The following is a 19,292-nucleotide window of genomic DNA, read 5'->3' as shown; positions in this document are numbered from 1 at the left end:
CGATCACCCTTTTACCGCGCCCATGGTCATGCCCTTGATGAAGTAGCGCTGGAAGAACAGAAACACCAGCAGCGTCGGCAAGCTCGCCAGAATCGACAACGCGCCCTGCACGCCCCAGGCGACGGAATACTGGCCATTCAGATTCACGATGCCGAGCATGATGGTGCGTTTGTCGTCGGATTGCGTGAACACCAGCGGCCACAGAAAGTCATTCCAGATCCATGTGAACTGCAGCGTCGCCAGCACCGCGAGCGCCGGCAAACTGAGCGGCAGCACCACCGACAGCAGCACGCGCGGCTCCGATGCGCCTTCCATGATCGCGGCTTCACGCAGCGTGCTCGGCACCGTTGCGAAGAAGTTGCGCATCAGCAGCGAGCAGATCGGAATACCCAGCGCCGTATGCACGAGGAAGACCGGCCACAGTGTGTCGATCAGGCCGAAAAAATTGAAGAGCCGGAACAGCGGAATCAGAATCACCTGCGGCGGAAAGAACATGCCGGACACCAGCACCAGGAACAGGCCATTCGAGCCGCGAAAAGGCAGCTTCGCGAATACGTAACCGGCGAGCACGCCGAGCGCGGTCGAGACGATCGTGGCGGGCACGGTGACGGTCAGCGTGTTCACGAAATACTGGTGTACCGCGGGCTTCGACAGCACTTCGATGAAATTGCCGAGGTACAACCTCACTGGCAAGCTCCAGAGATCGCCCAGCGCAATGTCGCGCTGCTCCTTCACCGACGACAGCAAGACGCCGACAGTGGGTAACAGGAACAGCACCGCCAGCACCACGAGAATCGTGAAAGTGGCCGCTCTCGCCGGATTGAAGCGGGCATACAGACGCTCATCCATAGATGCGGTCCACCTTGCGCAACTGACGGAAATACAGGCCGATCACCGACACGGCGATCAGGAACAGCACCACCGAAATCGCACTGCCATAGCCCATGTGATATTTCTTGAAGCTCTCGTTGTACATGTGCATGGCCAGCGTATCCGAACTGTTGAACGGTCCACCGCCGGTCATGATGTAGAGAATGTCGAAACCCTTCAGTGAGTTGATCACCGACAGCGCCACCGCGACCACGGTGGACGGCGTCAACAACGGCAGAATCACGAGGCGGATGCGCTGCCAGCGGCTCGCGCCTTCGATATGGCATACCTCCTGCAAGTCTTCGGGAATCGCGGTGAGCCCGGCGAGATAGATCACCATCGACAGCCCGGTCTGTTGCCACGACCACGCGACGATCACGGACCACAGCGCCGTATTCGGTTTAGCGAGCCACGCAAAGTCGTGAGGGGTTCTTGTCGCGTGAGACAGAAACAGGTTGAGCAGCCCCCAGTCGGGCTGATAGATCCAGATCCAGATCTGGCCGACGATCACGGCCGACAGACAGATCGGCAGATAGAAGATGCTCTTGAACACCCGGGAACCGGGCACCTTCGAATCGAGCAGCAGCGCCAGACCTAAGCCCAACAGCGTCGGCAACGCGATAGCGGCAACGATCCAGAGCGCGGTATTGAGCGCCGCATGCGAAAACAGATGATCGTCGCGAATCCGCGTGAAATTGGACAACCCGACAAAATCATAGTCGGACGAAAAGCCATTCCAGTCTGTAAAGCTGTAATAGAACGACGACAGCAGGGGGCCCACCACCAGTATTCCGAAAAACCCCAGGGGCAGCGCGAGAAATACCACGCGCCATAGCCGATCGTGTTTCCTCATCTCGCGTCTCTACCGGAAAACAAGGCGGGCCGCCGTCGGGCGACCCGCCTTCGTGGAGGTGTTACTGCTTCTTGAACGCGGCCTGCGCATCCGTCTGGGTCTGACTCAGCAGGCCCTTGATATCGCCAGGCTGGTCGATGAACTTCGCGAACATCGACAGACCGACTTCGGACACCGGCGGCGGCGTGGCGAGGTCATAGTTGAAGGCGAAGCTGTTGGACTTCTCGACCGCGGCGGCGGCTTTCTGCATCACCGGGCTGTAGTGGGACTGATCGACCTTCACGTTGGCCGACAGCGCGCCCTGGGACGACGTCCATGCCGACTGCACGTCGGTGTTGCTGACCATGTAGTCGAGCAGCTTTTCGCTACCCGCCACGTTCTTCGAGTTGGCGGAAATCACGAGGCCGTCTACCGGACCCAGCGCGACGTTCGGCACACCTGCCTGCATCTGCGGGAACACCGCAACGTCATAGTCCTTGCCCGCCACCAGATGGTTGTTGTTCCAGTAGCCGGTGATCCACGTGCCCATCAGCGTCATCGCGGCATCGCCCTTCGCGACCTTGTCGGCGGCATCGGTCCAGTCGATTGCGTTGGCGTTATTGTTGAAATAGCCCGCATCGAGCATGGACTTCCATTGGCCCATCACCGAGCTCACCTGCGGATCGTCGTAGCGGGCATGCCCCGTCATCAGCTTCGCGCGATAGTCCGGCCCCGCGGTACGCAACAGCATGTAGTCGAACCAGAACTGCGCAGGCCAGCGATTCTTCGAACCCATCGCAATCGGCGTGATGCCTTGCGACTTGAGTTGCTTGCACATGGCGAGGAAGCCGTCCCACGTGGTCGGCATCGTCGTGATGCCCGCCTTGGCCATCACCTTCGGGTTATAGAAAACCCCGACGAAGTGATAGTCGACCGGCACCAGATAGCGATGCCCGCTGTAGCTCGTCGCCGCTGCCGCGATCGGTTTGGAGATCACGGAATCCAGCCCCGCGGACTTCCACATGCCGTCGATCGGACGCAGGCTCTTCGAATCGGCGATGAATTGCGTCTTGGCGCCCGCCCAGAAACTGAATACGTCGGGCAGGCTATGCCCGGCCGCGCGTACCAGGATCACCGACTTGAAATCCTCGTGTCCCACCGGGCTTTGCTTGATTGCGATCCCGGTCGCCGTGGTGAATTTGGCGAGTTGTTCGTTGAACGCCTTCTCCCCCATGTCGCCGGTGAAATAGTCGCTGATCGACACTTCGCCCGAATCCGCGAAGGCCGGGGTCGTGAATCCCGCGGCCGAGGCCAGTAGTGCAGCCAGCACAAGCGCGCGACGCTTTACTCCGTGTCTCCCCAACATGCCTGCCTCCGTAAAGTTGACGCATGCAAAACAACTTGGATTAAAAACTGAACTCACCCGACAGACCGACCCAATTCACCAGTACTGAATTTGCATAGGCACAACATCACTTCACATCTAGCGTAAAAAAATCCGTGTAATTCCCTACGTTGAGTGATTTTTCGGCTAGAGTTTTCCTATGTAAAACTTTTTAATGTTTTGCACACGAAAACTTTTATTGGTGTGGAGGGATATTTCATGCGACTGCTCCAGTCCCTGACTCGCGGCCTCGAAGCACTGACGTATCTGCGGACTCATCACGGCCCCGTCCGGCTAACGGAACTCGCGAGCGAACTCGAGATGGACAAATCCATGGCCGCCCATCTTCTGAAGACGCTGGTTGCCGCCGGCTATGCGGCGCAGGATTCCAACCGGCGCTATCTGGCCTCGAACGGCAGTCAGCCGGGCAAGCCGGTACAACGCACGCTGGAGGAAGTCGTCGCGATCAAGGAAGCATGGCGCCCGGCGCTGGAAAGACTCGCCGCGTCCACCGGGGAATGCACGCATCTGGCGGTGCTGGTCGGCTCGCGCGTCTGGTATATCGACAAGGTCGACTCGACCTTGCCGCTCAAGGTCGATCATCCGATCGGCGCGCTGTCGCCGCTGCACTGCACGGCGCTCGGCAAAGCGTTCCTGGCCTTCGGCCATGCCGAAACGCCGGCCGAATTGGCCACGTACACGTTGCGCACCCTGACCTCGGAGCTGGCTCTCGCGCAGGAGTTGGAACTAACGCGCCAGCGCGGCTATGCCATCGATGACGAGGAATTCACCGATGGCATCCGCTGCGTGGCTCGCCCCATCTACGACGGGCACGACGAGATGATCGCCGCGATGGGCATCTCGTGCCCGAGCGTGCGCGTCGACGCGGCCCGCCTCGCCGAATTGGGCGACATCGTGCTGCGCGAGTCGGGTAGTTGAACGGGGGATATCGTCGGCGGCGATTTCAGTCGCGACGCCCGCAAGCGACGATGCGTTGACGCGAGCCGAGCCACGCGACACGGGTTGAGCCAGCAGCCTGCTGGCTACAACTTATGAGGTCCAGTGTATTTCGACGGTCGAAACGGCAAACTTCAAATCGTCCGCCTCAAGACAACAGGTTTTCCACCCATCGTCTGTTTGGTCATCCATGCGGCAAGCGCCGAATCCAGGTAGTCGGCGTGTCCGGGAAACCAGTTGTACAGATGCATGCCGATGTCATGCACCAGCGCGCAACCGGCCTGCCCCGCTTCGACCGCTGCTTTAACGTCGCGGACTGACTTCAGCACGGCTTCGTGCTCTTCGATGTGGCAGTCGCGCGGGGGAAAGTTGGTGGTGCGCATCCATTCGTCTTCCTGCTCGAAATGGCTGACCGCATGCTTCTCGAATTCCTCGATCGCGGCAAGGGCGCTCGCATCGGTGCAGGTCACGAGCCGTAGCGCGACTTCATAGAATTCCTTATGCACGTCATCCATCGGCGTGAAGCCGAGGAGCCGTGCGTCTGACCACACAAGGCTGTTGTCACTCTCCCGCACAGGGGCTTCGACATCTTTCAATACAGGGGCTGTCATGTCCGTTCAATCCGGCTTTATCAAGAGTTCTATGATAGCCGTCAAACATGGAACGCCGCGAATTTCCCAGCATTCCATCATCAGCGTGGCTTAAATCCTTCCGTCTTTCGAGACTAGCTGGCTCGAACACCAGCGCCTCGCAGATCGAATATTCCTGACTCGGCTGGCCACGGCATACTGCTCCCTCGCTCAACACGACTTGCAGGAGCGCGATCGCTACGTCATCGCGGTCAAGCGTGACAGCAACGGACGCGGCGGTTCGATGAGCTTCATCGACGACACCGCCGAGGGCGACGCCGTGGACGTCTCCTTGCCCCGCAACGAGTTTCCGCGTGCTGGTTCTGATTCAGGAAATCCTGACGGCTGAAATCAGTGCTTCCTGAGACGACATTCCGCCGGCGCCGATTGGACGCACGCACCGATCTCCATAGCATCGACTCATCGTCTATCGAAGGGAAAATCATGGCGGGCAATCGGTCACTGCGTTCGGAGGTCGAAAAACTCGTTGGCCCGACACGGGGCCGCGGGGCGTGCGTGCGTCTGCTGGACCGCTCCCGCTCGGGTGAAACATGCCGCGTGCGCATTCAGATCGATCGGCCGTCCGGGACGTTTTCACTCTTCTTCTTTCGCCATGCCGACGGCACATGGCACGTGTTCCCGCCGGGCCTGCGCCGTCCGGAAATGGGGATAGGCCGCCTGGCGGCCTGACCGTTCATCAATCGATGAAACGTCACATCGTCGGGCGCTATCGCGGATTCGTTATCGAAGCACACATGGAGCCACGCACGGCCCGTTTGTCCGATCGAATTGCGCTGACCTATCACGTCACGTGGTCGTTACGCAGAAGGACACGAAAACAACACCTCACCGGTGATTTCGCCGATCCGGTTACATACGAGTCGGAGAGCGTTGCCCTCGTGTGCATCGACCGCGAGGCTCGCGCTCTTAGCGATACGATGCTGGCGAATCACGCCAGGCACACGCCAACCGCTACCACGCGTTCTGCAGATCCGCGATCGTCGCCGCCAGGAAGCGCGCCGCCTCGCCGCCTGTCACGACGCGATGATCGAACGTCAGACTGAGCGGCAAGATCCGGTGCACGGCAGGCGCACCGTCTGCCGCGACCACCTGTTCATGGATGCGCCCCGCGCCGAGAATCGCGACGGTGGGCGGCACGACGATCGGCGCTGCGTACTTCCCCGAAATCATTCCGAAGTTCGACAGCGTGATCGTGTTGCCGCGCATTTCTTCCGGCGGAATCTTGCGCGCGCGGATATCGGCGCGCATCCGGTCGAGACCGCCGCGCAGATCCGCCGCATCGCGATGCGCGACGTCGCGCAGCACCGGCACGAAAAGCCCATCGGGCAGATCGACGGCAATGCCGAGATCGATCTTCTCAAGGACGTGGCGTCGCCCCGTATGTCCGTCGAACCATGCGTTCAGTGGCGGCTCGGCGCGGCAGCCCGCGACCAGCGCCCGGATCAGGCGGATCGTCACGTCGGTGTGCGGCGGCCACGCATGAATATCGGCGTCGTCGATCACGGTCGCGGCGGCCACTTCGCTTTGCGCGCGCGCCATGTTGTGCGCCATCGCACGCCGCACGCCGCGCAGCACTTCGGCCGGACCGACTTCGCCAAGTATCTTCGCGACGCGCTGCACGTCAGCCGCCGTGATCACGCCTTCCGGGCCGGACGGCGTCACCATCGAGAGATCGACATCCAGTTTGCGCGCAAGCGCGCGCGCCGCCGGAATCGCCTTGATCACACCACCGGCCGCGCTGACGCCACCGCCCGTGCCAGGCGACGCAGGCGCCTCCTGCACGACATGCTGGCCAACTTCCATATGGCCGACGACAGTGCCCGCGTCTGCATCATCGGTCTCGCCCTCGAACGCGACGAGCGGCGCGCCCAGGTGCACGATATCGCCCGTCCGTCCGAACAGCTTCGTGATGCGGCCGGATTGCGGCGACGGAATCTCGACGATCGCCTTCGCCGTTTCGACCGACAGCAACGGTTGATCCGCGCGTACTTCGTCGCCATCTTTCACATGCCATTCGACGATTTCCGCTTCCTGCAAGCCTTCACCGAGGTCCGGCAGTTTGAAGATTTTCATGGCTTTACGACGCCTCCATAGCTTGCCGCACCGCCGCGACGATGCGCGAGGCACCCGGCATGTATTGATTCTCGAGCCGGTACAGCGGCACTACCACGTCATAGCCGGTCACGCGCTGCACAGGCGCGAGCAGCGAATAAAGCCCGCGCTCGGCGATATTGGCGGCGATCTCCGCGCCGATGCCGCCCGTGCGCGAACCCTCGTGCACGATCACGCAGCGGCCCGTCTTCGCCACCGAGGCCAGGATCGTGTTCATGTCGATCGGCTTGAGCGTCGCGACGTCGATCACTTCGGCCATCACGCCTTCCTGCGCGAGCAGATCGGCGGCGCCCTGTGCGTCCTGCACGGCACCGCCCCAGCACACCAGCGTCACATCCGAGCCGTCGCGCAGCGTAAAGCAGGTGTCGAGCGGCAGCCCTTCGCCGTTGTCTTCCACTGTCTGCCGGAACAGCCGATAAAGGCGGGTCGGCTCGAAGAAGATCACCGGGTCGGGATCGCGAATCGCGGCCAGCAACAACCCGTACGCGCGCGCCGGCGACGAAGGCGTGACGACGCGCAAGCCAGGAATGTGCGCGAACAGGGCTTCGGGGTTTTCCGAGTGATGCTCCGGGGCATGGATGCCTGCGCCGCACGGCGCGCGGATCACCAGCGGACAGGTGAGGCGTCCGCGAGTCCGATGGCGCAGACGCGACGCATGATTGAGCACGTGATCGATCGCCGGATACAGAAACCCGCTGAACTGGATCTCGGCGACGGGCTTCAGTCCCATCGCTGCCATGCCGATCGCGGTGCCCGCGATCGCTGACTCGGCGAGCGGCGTGTCGAGCACGCGCTGCGCGCCGAAGCGTGCCTGCAAGCCGGCCGTCGCGCGAAACACGCCGCCGTTCACGCCGATGTCCTCGCCGAGCAGCACGACGGCGGGATCGTGTTCGAGTTCGTATGCGAGCGCCAGATTGATCGCATCGATCATGTTCAGATCAGCCATGGCCGTTGCCTCCGTTCTGACCATGCCGACCATTGCCCGCTATCGGTGCGAATCGCTGCGCGTTTTCCAGTTGCTCACGCATGGCATGCGGCAGCGTCTCGTACAAGTGATCGAACATCGCCGAGGTATCGGGGGGCGGCACAGCCAGATACGCCTCGACGGCTGCCTCGACCTGCGCGTGACACGCCCGGCCGAGGTGCTCGTCCTGCGCTTTGTCCCAGGAGTTCATCCGCATCAGATACTTGCGCAAACGCAGCAGCGGCTCGTATTCCCATTGCTTCCGAATCTCATCCGGGTCGCGATAACGCGTTGCATCGTCGGCCGTCGTGTGATCGCCGAGTCGATAGCTGAGCGCTTCGATCAGCGTCGGGCCATCGCCTCGGCGCGCTTTCGCGAGCGCCGCATGCATCACCTGATGCACGGCGATGACATCGTTGCCGTCGACCTGCAAACCGTCGATGCCCGCCGCGATTGCCTTCTGCGCGAGCGTTTGCGCCGCGCTCTGCGTGCTGCGCGGCACCGAAATCGCCCACTGGTTGTTGTTGACGACGAGCACGAGCGGCGCCTGCCAGACGCCCGCCATGTTCATCGCTTCGTAGAAGTCGCCCTTCGATGTGCTGCCATCGCCGCAAATCGTCACGGCGACGCGCGGTTCGCCGCGCAACTTGAACGCGTAGGCCGCGCCGGCGGCATGACACACCTGTGTGCCGATGGGAACGCAATTTGGAAAGTCGAGCCGCGGTACGCTGAAGTCGCTGCCGCGTTCGTCACCGCCCCAATACAAGAGGCTTTCCGTCATCGTGACGCCGCGCAGCAATTGCGCCGCATGATCGCGATACGAAGGAAACAGCACGTCATCGGCCTGCATCGCGCTCGCGACGCCCACTCCGATCGCCTCCTGCCCCACCGACGAAGCAAACGTGCCGAGCTTGCCAGTGCGCTGCAGCGCGACCGCTTTGGTATCGAATGCGCGGGTCAGCACCATCGCGCGATAGAGGGAGATCAGCGCCTCGGGTTCCCGCGCAAAGGCCGGCAATGGCTGTACGGGCTCGCCTTCGGGACCGAGATATCGCGTATACCCGATGTGAAAACTGGCAGTCGTGGTCATGACCGCCCTCCTTATTCTTCCGATGTGGAATGCGTGCAGGAGATCACGTGCACAACCCGTGCCTGTAGGCGCGGAAGTGCCGGCGCCCTGAACGGCAATTCGGGCGGCTTATCGTTTGACACGGAAAGCGGGGATAAGGTGCGAAATTTTTCTGCGTAGTGCGTGTCAGTGCAGGAGCCGCATCTTTACGGCAGCACGACGCTGAAGGACATCGAACAGAACTGCCTCGCGCTGGCCGACGGCTACTTGCTGGCGGTCCGCGCAATTGACGATCTGTGGGCCAACCGGACCTGAGCCGCCTCTTCGGTCAAAGAAGCACGCGGGCTCCGCGATGGAGCCCGCTTCGGCCGAATGCTTCGGATTACTTTGCGACGCTATCCAGCGCGGTGGCCCGAATGAGCCGTGTCTCCTGTGCCGTGATCAGATGGCCGGATGCCTTCAGATAGGCGGGGAAGTCCGGGTGCGTATCGCGTGCCAGGCACCGTCGTTCGTAGTCGGCCAGATCGTCATACCCCCACAGGTGAGTGAACTGGTTCTGCGGTCCGACCATACTCGTCCAAAAACCGAGCGGATGTCCAAGCGTCTCGAGCAGGATTGGCATCGCGAGCCTGTCGAACACGTCGAGAAACTCGGGCATCTTGCGTAGCGCGATCGTGTAGACCCGGAAATCGACGAGGGGCTTGGCCAGAAACATTGGTTGGGTATTCATGCGTATGCCTTCTCGTTGCGAGTCATCGCTTTGGTGGCGATCGCATTTCCGGTGACGAACCCGAACGTCATATTCGGCCCGTGGGTGATACCGGCGCCCGGGTAGTTGCCGCCCATCACGCTGCGCCGGTCATTGCCGACCGCGTAAAGGCCCTCGATCTCGCTGCCGTCGGCCCGCAGCACCTCGCCCGTGACGCTCGTCTTGAGGCCGTCGAACGTGCCCAGATCGCCCATCACCACCTTCACCGCATAGAAGGGGCCGGTCGCTATAGGCGCCACGCAAGGATTGGGCTTGTGGTCCGGATCGGCGAGATAGCGGTTGAACGAGGTGCGGCCGCGTTGGAACGCCGGGTCTTCTCCGCGCTCGGCATCGCGATTGTAGGCATGGACCGTCATTTCGAGCGTATCGGGAGCGATGCCGCAATTGCGCGCCAGCTCGCCGATCGTGTCGCCCTTGATCAGATAGCCTTTGCGCAGCAACGGCCCCACCGGCATCGGCGCGGGCTTCGCATAGCCCAGACCATATTTGCCGAGCGCCACCTTATCGCAGATCAGCCACATCGCCGTCTCCCGTTCACCCTCGCAGGCGCGCATCAACGCGGCGCCAACGTCGTGGTAGGAGTTCGATTCATTGGTGAAGCGCTGACCGTTGCGCAGTACGCCGATCACCCCGGGCTTATACCGGTCGAGCAGATGCGGGAACACGCCAGTGCGGCCCTTGCCAAACGGCACCTTCGAGACAGGCATCCAGGCCGCCGCATCGTCGAAGCCGAGCTTCACGGCACCGCCCACCTTCTCCGCCATCGTCAACCCGTCGCCGGTATTGCCGACGGGCGTGGGCGACAGATGCTCACCGCCACGCTTCACATGCGGATAGACCTGCGCAATGCGCTTGAGATCGTGCGGGAAGCCGCCACAAGCCAGCACGACGCCGTGCCGGGCGGTGATTCGAAGCTCACCGTCCGCTGCGCTCGCGCGCACGCCGATCACCTTGCCGCTCTTGCTCAGCAGTTCCTTCACAGGCGTCGAAGTGAGGATCGGAATGTCGATCGCCAGCGCCGACTTCGCGAGTCTCGCGGCGAGCGCGTTGCCGCTCGTGACGTTGATGCCCCGCCGGTAGAGCGCCAGCTCCTTGATGTGCGTAGCCAGACGGCGGGCCACATACATGAACGAAACGATGGACTTGGTCGCGCGGAAGAAGTGCTTGAGGTCCGCGTTCGAGGAATTGAACATCATCCCCATGAACGTGATCGTCTCGAGCGGCTGCTTGAGGCGGCGCATGTCCTTGCCCAGCCCGCGAATGTCATATGGCGCGGCGAGGATCGAGCGACCGATGTCGACGCCGCCGGGCGCGTCCGGGTGATAGTCCGGATAGAGCGTGGGCACGAACTTCATCTCGGTCTCGCGCTCGAAGAACTCGACCATTTTCGGCCCGTTCTCGACAAAGCACTCGACCGCGGCGGCATCGTAGTTATTGCCCGTCTCGCTCATCATGTATTCGCGCACGCGCTCGACGGTGTCAGCCGGGTTCTGCTGTCGGCCGTATTTGCTCAGCGGAATCCATAAGACGCCGCCCGACAGCGCGGTCGTACCACCGAACACGGGCTCCTTCTCGAGCACGATGACATCGAGGCCGCGCTTGCGTGCCGTGATCGCAGTGGCGAGGCCCGCGGCGCCCGATCCGACCACGACCAGATCGCAGGTGATCTCCTTGGTCATATCCAATCTCCTTGTCGTTGTGGTGTGACGGCGCTCACGCGGCCGCAGTAGCGTTGAAACCGGGGCGCGGAACCATGTCCATCAGCATGCAATCGAGCCCGCCGTCGACGAGCACCTCCGCGCCATTGACGTAGGCAGCCATATCAGAGGCGAGGAACAGCGCCGGGCCGGCGAGGTCTTCCGGCTCGCCGATGCGGCGGCTCGCGGTGGCGGCGGCGCGGCGAGCCTCGAAGCCGGGCTCCTCGTAGAACTTCGCGGACAGCGCGGTGCGGATCATGCCGGGCAGCACACAGTTGCTGCGCACGCCGCGTGGGCCCCACTCCGCCGCCAACTGCCGCGACAGCAGCAGCACGCCCGCTTTGCTCGGGCTATAGGAACCGCTATTGGTCTGCGGATTGAGCGACGCAATCGACGCAACGTGGACGATACTGCCTTTGCCCGCCGCCAGCATGTCGCGCCCGAAAGCCCGGGCACACAGCAGATAGCCGGTCAGATTGACGGCGATGGCCTGGTTCCAGTCCTCGATCGAGACCGTCTCCAGCGCTCCGGCGCGCAGCAGCCCTGCATTGTTGACGAGCGCGCCGACCGGCCCGAGCTCCGCGCGAACCTTGTCGGCAGCAGCGGCAACCGAGGCTTCGTCCGACACGTCGCAGCCGATCGCTTGCGCCACCGCACCGGCCTTCCGAAGTTCGGCGGCGACAGCTTCAGCACCGGCAAGGTTCCGATCCACGAGCGCGACGTGTGCGCCGACAGCGGCGAACGCGCGCGCGATGCCGGCACCAATGCCACTGCCGGCACCCGTCACCACGCAGACCTTTCCGTTCAAGTTCAGCGCGTACGGGGTCGAGGCCGCTGCGCGATTTTCAAGTTCCTGTCTCATGTAATTACCTTCCTGAAATATGTATGCGATTACGCTTCCTGATATCCGTATCGACATTGAACGCCCCGAGCGCCTGTGGAACAATGGACAGAGTCGACATAGAGCAGGACATAACGTGCATCATGGCCTCTGACCAGCAGCGCCGCCGGACCGTGCTGCATTTCGCGCTCTATGGCGCGGAAGCCGACCAGCCTTGGGTCGACATGGTCCATTACGAGCGCATTCCGCTGCGTGCCGGGCGTTTCGATTTCGACATCGAACCGCACGTCCACGATGCGCTGATCCAGGTGCTCTACGTGACCGCCGGCGGCGGCGAGACTTTCATCGACGGCAAAACCTGGGCCGTCCAGGCGCCATGCCTCGTGGTCGTGCCGGCGCGCTCGGTCCACGGCTTTCACTTCCGCAGCGACGTCGACGGTCACGTGATCACCGCCGCGCAGTCCGCGCTGGAATCGCTAGCGATGACGGCCGCGCCCGAGCTGCTCGAATTCATCCGCACGCCGACGGTGTTGTCGATCGATCCCGCCGTGGAGCGCGGCACATCTCTGGACACGCTGTTCCAGTCGATCGGGCACGAGGCGGAGAGCCACGAGCGCTGGCAGTTCACCGCGGGCGCCGCACTCACTATCACCCTGTTCGTCAAGATCGGGCGTCTCAGCGAGAGCGCCCGGCTCTCAGCCAGTTCCGAGCAGCGCACGATGGCCGCGCGAATCGAGCGGTTCCGCGCCCTGCTCGACCGCCATTGCCGTGAGCGGCGCCCGGTCGCCAGCTATGCCGGCGAGATGGGCGTCACCACCGGCCAACTTTCGCGGATCTGCCGCGCTACGTTCGGGGTCTCGGCCATCGAGGCGATCGATGCACGCTCGATCCATGAGGCCAAGCGGCTGCTCGGCTATTCGACGCTCAGCGTGAAGCAGATCGCCAGCGAACTGGGCTTCCAGGACGAGGCGTATTTCGGACGCTTCTTCCGCAAGCAGACGGGACTGCGGCCAACCGAATACCGCTCCGCAGCGCACGACCGATCCTTGCCGCCTGAAAAGGCAAGAGCGAACTGACTCGCTCTCGCCCCTTGATCCGCTTCAGGCCGACAACGCCCCCAGCTTCACGAACAGATGCTCGGGCCCGGAGTTGGTCAGATTGTTGCCCCGCACATACTGGATCGGCCTTGCCGGATCGAGCGCAATCTCGCCGATCTTGCGGGCCAGAGCCTTCGTCGCGATCAGCGTCTCCAGCTTGGCGAGCGGCGCACCGAGGCATTTGTGCATGCCGTTGCCGAAGCCCAGATGACCGCTGGAATCGCGGTCGATGTCGAAGGTCTCGCCATCGGCAAACTTGCGGCTGTCGCGGTTCGCGGCCGACAGCAGCAATCGCACCACCGCGCCCTTCGGCAGATCGACGCCCGCGACGGTGGTCGCCTCGGTGGTGATGCGGCTCACGCGCTGGACGGTGCCACGGTAGCGCGCCACCTCCTCGACGTAACGCTCGGCGTCGGCGGGGTTTTCGCGGATACGTGCCAGCAGGTTCGGCTGTTCGGCGAACATGCGAAACGCGTTGGCAACGAGGATGGTCGTCGTGTCGTGCCCGGCGATGAACACGAACGCGCACAGCTCCTTCGCTTCCTTTTCCGAAAGCAGCCCGTCTTTCCACATGCGCGCGATATGTCCGCCGATCGACTGGCTGTCGGTCAAAGCGAGCCGCTCCATCGCTTCCTTCAGGTAAGCGAAGAAGGCCTGCGCGCTCTGCTCGTCGGTGCCGGTCCCCGGCGCATTGCGGGCCAGGCGCCCGAAATAGCTAAAGGTCTCGTCCGACCAGAACTTCATTTTTTCCTCATCCTCGTTCGGCACGTCGATCATCGCGGAGATCGTCGAGATGCTGAGCGGGATCGCGAAATCGTCGACGACGTCACCGCCGCCCTTGGCGATCATCACATCGAGCAAATCCTCCGCCCTTTGCGCGATCTGATCGATAAAGGGATCGAGCGCCAGCGGCAGGAACGACGGCTGGACGACCTTGCGCAAGCGCGAATGCGCGGGCGCATCGAACAGCGTCAGGAACGTCAGCGGCGGCGGGCTGACGACCTCGGAGGAAAACAGCTTCGGATTGCGGATCGCCTGGTAGACATCGTCATAGCGCGACAGGAACCACACGTCTGAAGTCGCCGATTGGCAACGCAGCACCGGCGCATGCTCCCGCATCCAGCGGTAGTGCTCGTAAGGGTCGCCTTGCGAGCCGTCATCGACCACCTTGAATGGTTCCAGCCCCTCGGGCCAGTCCAGCTCGTGTGAATAAGCCGGAAGCGTGCTGCCCGAGAATGGACACACCTGCGGCGCGCTTTGCGGCACGGCAGGCGGGAGAGCGGGAGCCGCTGCGGCAGCCGGTGCCGTCTTGCCCGTCGCCATGCGCTCCAGCGCCCGGCTCATCGTGGCCTTGGAATGGAGCGCATGCAGCGCAATCACGTCCCGCGCCGCGTTCAGGTCGCCCAGTTCGAAGGCGGCGACGATGTCCCGATGCTGCTGGACGATATCGCCGACGATCTCGATCTGGTCGGTCAGCGCGCGAGCGATGTAGTCCTGCACGGCCAGCTGCCGGTAGAGCGCGATCAACTGCGCGTTCCCGGAAGCTTCGATCGTGAACAAGTGGAACGCGTGGTTCGCCTCGATGTAGCGTGGCACGTCGGTAAAGTGCCGCCCGCGCACGAACGGCGCGGTCGCCTCGGCGAGCTGGCGGAAGGTGATCAGTTGCTCGCTCGACAGCCGGCCCATCGTCAGTTGAGCCGCCCCCAGTTCGAGCGCCATGCGCAGGTCGAACGCTTCATCGACATCGACAGGAGCGATGCGCTCCTCGCCGGTCTGGACCACGAGGCCCGTGCCGGCGAACTTCTCATAGTAGAAATTGCGCGGCGTCAGCCCCTCTGACGACAGAAAATCGCGCACCGCATCGACCATCGGCGGCGGGCCGCAGAGATAGACATCCGCTTCGCCACCATTGAGCTGCGACGCGCTGATGTGGTGGGTCACATAGCCCCTGTTGGGATAGGCACTGTCAGGGTTGGAAACGGTGCAGGCATACGTGAAGTTCGGCAGGCGCTGCGCATAGGTTTCGAGCCGGTCGATGCCGACCAGATCCTCATCGGTGTTCACACCGAGGATCATGTGGATGGGATACGGACTGCCGCCGTCCTCCACGATCTTGTCGAGCATCGACAGGAACGGCGCGAGACCCGTGCCACCCGCCAGAAACAGCACCGGCCGCTCGATGGCGCGCAGATAGAAGCTTCCCATCGGGCCGCGAAATTCGATCGCGTCGCCGACTTTGGCGGTTTCGCAGAGCCAGCTCGACATCACCCCTTGACGCACATTGCGCACAAGGAACGACACGTGCGGCTCGGACGGCCCCGAGCTGAACGAATAGGACCGGGTCTGATCGGTGCCGGGCACCTGGACATTGACGTACTGCCCGGGAAGAAAACTGAGATCCGCGCGGTTCTCGAGCTCGACCGAGAAGGCGATCGTAGTGTCCGACGCTCGTTGGCAGGCGACGATCCGCCCCTTGTGGGAGGACGGGCCGGTTCCCGAGACATCGGAGTTCGTGGCGATCTGGATCACGCAGTCGGAGCGCGGGCTCATCTGGCAGGTGAGAACCTTGCGGGCGCTCACCTCGTCCGGGCTCAGCGCATCTTCCACGCAGTCGCCCAGAACGTACTCACCGGACTCGCAGACCGCCTTGCAGGTGCCGCACACGCCATCACGGCAATCGAGCGGGATATTGATCCTGGCGCGGATGGCGGCATCGGTGACGCGCTCGCCCTCCTCGCAGTGGATGAAGCGGGTCACTCCGTCCTCAAAACGGAGGGTTATCTGGTGGGCCATGCCGGTGTCTCCTCTAGAGCCGCCCGATCAGTCCGCTTCGCTGTCGGTATGTTCGGGCGGGTGGCGCGCGAGGTAATCTTGTTTCTCTCGCAAGCGCCAGGTGGGCTTAATGGCGCCAATTTAGAGCCTGGGCCGCGTTCGCCTCAATGGACAGAGACGACGTTTGCCCGGACAAAACGTGCATCTAGATGGATACCCGATGGCGTTCGTAGTCTGCCCCTCACTGCTTCGGAGCCGAACTCAATAACGCCAAACGGCGCCTATCATCCAAGTACCGCCGGGCGGCGCATGCGCCACAGCACCGGCGTGGATTCACGCACCAAACGTGTTCGGCAGTCGATCCCGGATTGGGAGGTCACATGTCATCGCTACGCGCAAACGATTTGCTCCGTTCGAAGGAAGGAAGCCGTCTGCATGGCCCGGACCTCGATTGCTGGCGCCGCTGGGGACCTTATCTGAGCGACCGGCAGTGGGGCACGGTTCGCGAGGACTACAGCGACTACGGCACCGCCTGGGAGTATTTCCCCCACGATCAGGCGCGCAGCCGCATGTACCGCTGGGGCGAGGACGGCATTGCCGGATTCGGCAACGACCCACTCGACTGGTGCGTGTCGCTCGCGCTCTGGAACGGGCGCGACGCCATCCTGAAGGAACGGCTGTTTGGCTTGACCAATGCGCAGGGCAATCACGGCGAGGACGTGAAAGAGCTTTACTTTTATGTCGATGGCACGCCGACGCACTCGTACATGAAGATGCTCTACAAGTACCCGCACGATGCGTATCCGTATCAGGACCTGATCGACGAAAACGGCCGGCGCGGCGCCGATCAGCCCGAATACGAAATCCTCGATACCGGCGTGTTCGACAACGATCGCTATTTCGACGTCTGGGTCGAGTACGCGAAGCACACACCCGACGACATCGTGATGCGCATCAGCGTCGAAAATCGCGCGGATCAGCACGCGCCACTGCATGTGCTGCCGCTCTTCTGGGCGCGCAACCGCTGGGCGTGGTCAGGCAAGCCCGGCAGGCCGTCGCTGACGCTCGAGACGGAGTCCGCCGAAGGCGCGCGGGTGATCGCGCACAATCCCGCGCTGGGCACGATGATCGTCACGGCCTCGGCGCAGCAGCCGATCGAATGGCTGTTCTGCGAAAACGAAACTAATGTGCGCCGCATTTTCGGCATCGCCGGCGCGGGCCCGTTCAAGGATGGCTTCAACGATTACCTCGTCGATGGCGACGAGCAGGCGATACGCCGCGACGCGGGCACCCGCGCCGCCGCGCATGTGGCGCTGTCGCTCGCGCCGCACGAACGCGCGGTGCTGTATCTGCGCTGGCGTCCGGCGGCACTGCCGGGCATCACGCGCGACGACGCGCCGCTCGACTTCGAAGCGCTGTTCGCGCGCCGGATCGCGGAGGCCGATGAGTTCTACGCGGCGCTCCAGCACGATATCGCCGACGCCGATGCACGGCTCGTGCAACGCCAGGCGCTCGCCGGCATGCTATGGACGAAGCAGTACTACCAGTTCGACGTGACGCGCTGGCACGACGGCGACCCCGGTCAGCCGAAGCCGCCGAAAGGACGCCGGCACGGCCGCAACGCCGACTGGCGGCATATGTGCAACGGCGATGTCGTCTCGATGCCGGACAAGTGGGAGTACCCGTGGTACGCGTCGTGGGATCTCGCGTTTCATGCCGCCGCGTTCGCGATGATCGATCCCGACTTCGCGAAGAAACAGTTGCTGCTGCTCGTGAAAGAACGGTACATGCATCCGAACGGGCAGTTACCCGCCTACGAATGGGCTTTCGGCGACGCGAACCCGCCCGTTCATGCATGGGCGACCTGGCGCGTGTACGAACTCGACCGTGAAGTCACGGGCGTCGGTGACCACCAGTTTCTCGAAGTGATGTTCCACAAGCTGCTGCTGAACTTTTCGTGGTGGGTCAACCGCAAGGATGCGGAAGATCGCAACATCTTCCAGGGCGGCTTTCTCGGGCTCGACAACGTCGGGATCTTCGACCGCTCTTCCCCGCTGCCGACGGGCGGGCGCATCGACCAGGCCGACGGCACCGCGTGGATGGCCTCGTATGCGCTCGACCTGATGCAGATCGGACTCGAACTCGCGATGACGAACAACGCGTATGTCGAAATCGCGGTGAAGTTTTTCGAGCATTTCCTGTATATCGCGGAAGCCGTCGGTTGCAGCGAGGGCTGCAGAACAGGGTTGTGGGACGGCCGCGACGAGTTCTTCTATGACGTACTGCATCTTCCGGACGGAACCCGTGTGCCGATGCGCGTTCGCTCGATCGTCGGTCTGATTCCGCTGTTCGCCGTGCATGTGCTCGAAGAGCGGATATACGGTCACCTGCCCGGCCTGCGAGAACGGCTCGCGTGGTTTCTCGATCACCGCCCGAATCTGGCCAAACTGGTGTCGCGCTGGACCGAACCCGGCAAGGGCAATACCACGCTTCTGTCGCTGCTGCGCGGATACCGGATGACGGCGCTGCTGCGCCGCGCGCTCGACGAAGACGAATTCCTGTCCGATCACGGCGTGCGTGCGCTGTCACGCGTGCATCGCGGTACACCGTACGAGTTCGATCATGGCGGCGCACATGTCTGCATCGAGTATCAGCCGGCCGAATCGGATTCGCGCGTATTCGGCGGCAATTCGAACTGGCGCGGACCCGTGTGGATGCCCGTCAACTATCTGCTGATCGAATCGCTGTATGAATTCCATCGCTACTACGGCGACGAGTTCCGCATCGAGTATCCGACGGGGTCAGGCAACCGGTGCTCGCTCAGCGAGATCGCCGACGGTCTCGCACGGCGTGTCACCACCCTCTTTTTGAAGGACGAGCACGGCATGCGGCCGGTGATGGCGGCTTATCCGCAATTGCAGGCCGACCCGCGTTCGTCTGATCTCGTGCTTTTCCACGAGTACTTTCACGGCGACAGCGGACGTGGCGTCGGCGCTTCGCATCAGACGGGCTGGAGCGGTCTCGTCGCGCTGCTGCTGCAGCCGCGTCTGATGAAGCTGGCCCATGTGGCGTCCGATATCGCCGCCGCTGCCGAAGATGTGCAGGCAGGCGCGCCAGTCGCCGAAGACGCACTCCCCACGATGGCGCGTTAGACGACGCTCGCCTGCGGCAATCTTCATAACGCCTGTCGGACCAAAGTCTCATTGACCGACCGCAAGGTCGCGTGTCTTATTGGTTGGGGAGACTCCACGTGCCCGAGGAGTCTCCATTTCATCGTC

Annotated in this window: 16 protein-coding genes and 1 pseudogene; 6 read left to right on the top strand and 11 right to left on the bottom strand. The window is 62.9% G+C overall.

Annotation, left to right across the window (positions count from 1 at the left end):
• Window positions 1-3: 3 nt before the first annotated feature.
• From ACLFKU_RS04900 to ACLFKU_RS04890, 3 genes are all read right to left on the bottom strand, one after another.
• Window positions 4-849, bottom strand: a complete 846-nt coding sequence (locus tag ACLFKU_RS04900; RefSeq protein WP_410848344.1) for a carbohydrate ABC transporter permease — start codon at window positions 847-849, stop codon at window positions 4-6.
• The gene (locus ACLFKU_RS04895) at window positions 842-1,723 is read right to left on the bottom strand and encodes a carbohydrate ABC transporter permease (protein ID WP_410848343.1); all 882 of its coding nucleotides are present in this window, start codon (window positions 1,721-1,723) and stop codon (window positions 842-844) included. Before ACLFKU_RS04895 ends, ACLFKU_RS04900 begins: the two co-directional genes overlap by 8 nt.
• Before the next feature lie 61 nt (window positions 1,724-1,784).
• Window positions 1,785-3,068: an ABC transporter substrate-binding protein gene (locus ACLFKU_RS04890; RefSeq protein ID WP_410848342.1), complete on the bottom strand. Its 1,284-nt coding sequence runs from the start codon at window positions 3,066-3,068 to the stop codon at window positions 1,785-1,787.
• A 237-nt stretch (window positions 3,069-3,305) separates the two neighbouring features.
• Here ACLFKU_RS04890 and ACLFKU_RS04885 point away from each other — a divergent pair, with 237 nt between their 5' ends.
• Window positions 3,306-4,025, top strand: coding sequence for an IclR family transcriptional regulator (locus ACLFKU_RS04885; protein ID WP_410848341.1), 720 nt, complete (start codon window positions 3,306-3,308; stop codon window positions 4,023-4,025).
• Window positions 4,026-4,177: 152 nt separating this feature from the next.
• Here ACLFKU_RS04885 and ACLFKU_RS04880 read toward each other — a convergent pair whose 3' ends face one another.
• On the bottom strand, window positions 4,178-4,654 hold the full coding sequence (locus tag ACLFKU_RS04880; protein ID WP_410848340.1) for a bacteriohemerythrin: 477 nt from the start codon (window positions 4,652-4,654) through the stop codon (window positions 4,178-4,180).
• Window positions 4,655-4,847: 193 nt separating this feature from the next.
• On the opposite strand from ACLFKU_RS04880, the pseudogene ACLFKU_RS04875 reads away from it, so the two are divergent.
• A pseudogene (locus ACLFKU_RS04875) lies at window positions 4,848-4,985 on the top strand (oxidoreductase); the annotation flags it as partial.
• A 131-nt stretch (window positions 4,986-5,116) separates the two neighbouring features.
• Entirely contained in the window at window positions 5,117-5,362 is a 246-nt protein-coding gene (locus ACLFKU_RS04870) for a hypothetical protein (protein WP_410848499.1), read from the top strand.
• 282 nt (window positions 5,363-5,644) lie between these two features.
• Here the strand turns inward: ACLFKU_RS04870 and ACLFKU_RS04865 are convergent, their stop codons facing one another.
• From ACLFKU_RS04865 to pdhA, 3 genes are read right to left on the bottom strand one after another with little or no spacing between them, the layout of a single operon-like run.
• Window positions 5,645-6,766, bottom strand: a complete 1,122-nt coding sequence (locus ACLFKU_RS04865; protein ID WP_410848339.1) for a dihydrolipoamide acetyltransferase family protein — start codon at window positions 6,764-6,766, stop codon at window positions 5,645-5,647.
• Window positions 6,767-6,770: 4 nt separating this feature from the next.
• The gene (locus ACLFKU_RS04860) at window positions 6,771-7,751 is read right to left on the bottom strand and encodes an alpha-ketoacid dehydrogenase subunit beta (RefSeq protein ID WP_410848338.1); all 981 of its coding nucleotides are present in this window, start codon (window positions 7,749-7,751) and stop codon (window positions 6,771-6,773) included.
• A complete protein-coding gene (gene pdhA / locus ACLFKU_RS04855; protein ID WP_410848337.1) occupies window positions 7,744-8,859 on the bottom strand; it encodes a pyruvate dehydrogenase (acetyl-transferring) E1 component subunit alpha in 1,116 nt (371 codons plus the stop codon). Before pdhA ends, ACLFKU_RS04860 begins: the two co-directional genes overlap by 8 nt.
• Window positions 8,860-9,021: 162 nt before the next feature.
• Between pdhA and ACLFKU_RS04850 the strand changes: the two genes are divergently transcribed.
• On the top strand, window positions 9,022-9,153 hold the full coding sequence (locus ACLFKU_RS04850; RefSeq protein ID WP_410848336.1) for a hypothetical protein: 132 nt from the start codon (window positions 9,022-9,024) through the stop codon (window positions 9,151-9,153).
• A 67-nt stretch (window positions 9,154-9,220) separates the two neighbouring features.
• Here ACLFKU_RS04850 and ACLFKU_RS04845 read toward each other — a convergent pair whose 3' ends face one another.
• The 3 genes from ACLFKU_RS04845 to ACLFKU_RS04835 are packed head-to-tail and all read right to left on the bottom strand — an operon-like array spanning window position 9,221 to window position 12,166.
• Window positions 9,221-9,568 carry an NIPSNAP family protein gene (locus ACLFKU_RS04845; RefSeq protein ID WP_410848335.1) on the bottom strand — a complete coding sequence of 116 codons (348 nt, stop codon included), beginning with the start codon at window positions 9,566-9,568 and terminating at the stop codon, window positions 9,221-9,223.
• Window positions 9,565-11,292, bottom strand: coding sequence for an FAD-dependent oxidoreductase (locus tag ACLFKU_RS04840; RefSeq protein ID WP_410848334.1), 1,728 nt, complete (start codon window positions 11,290-11,292; stop codon window positions 9,565-9,567). The genes ACLFKU_RS04845 and ACLFKU_RS04840 overlap by 4 nt, the downstream gene beginning before the upstream one ends.
• 28 nt (window positions 11,293-11,320) lie before the next feature.
• On the bottom strand, window positions 11,321-12,166 hold the full coding sequence (locus tag ACLFKU_RS04835) for an SDR family NAD(P)-dependent oxidoreductase (RefSeq protein WP_410848333.1): 846 nt from the start codon (window positions 12,164-12,166) through the stop codon (window positions 11,321-11,323).
• Window positions 12,167-12,288: 122 nt separating this feature from the next.
• Here ACLFKU_RS04835 and ACLFKU_RS04830 point away from each other — a divergent pair, with 122 nt between their 5' ends.
• Window positions 12,289-13,221, top strand: a complete 933-nt coding sequence (locus tag ACLFKU_RS04830; protein WP_368581406.1) for a helix-turn-helix domain-containing protein — start codon at window positions 12,289-12,291, stop codon at window positions 13,219-13,221.
• A 24-nt stretch (window positions 13,222-13,245) separates the two neighbouring features.
• On the opposite strand, the gene benC is transcribed toward ACLFKU_RS04830, so the two are convergent.
• Window positions 13,246-16,035 (bottom strand): benzoate 1,2-dioxygenase electron transfer component BenC, encoded by a 2,790-nt coding sequence (benC, locus tag ACLFKU_RS04825; protein ID WP_410848332.1) that lies wholly within the window; start codon window positions 16,033-16,035, stop codon window positions 13,246-13,248.
• A gap of 359 nt (window positions 16,036-16,394) precedes the next feature.
• Here benC and ACLFKU_RS04820 point away from each other — a divergent pair, with 359 nt between their 5' ends.
• On the top strand, window positions 16,395-19,166 hold the full coding sequence (locus ACLFKU_RS04820) for an MGH1-like glycoside hydrolase domain-containing protein (protein WP_410848331.1): 2,772 nt from the start codon (window positions 16,395-16,397) through the stop codon (window positions 19,164-19,166).
• Window positions 19,167-19,292: the final 126 nt, after the last annotated feature.

It is taken from the genome of Paraburkholderia sp. EG304 (assembly GCF_046543485.1).
Lineage (GTDB): Bacteria > Pseudomonadota > Gammaproteobacteria > Burkholderiales > Burkholderiaceae > Paraburkholderia > Paraburkholderia youngii.
This window is presented reverse-complemented; position numbering and strand designations above follow the sequence as displayed.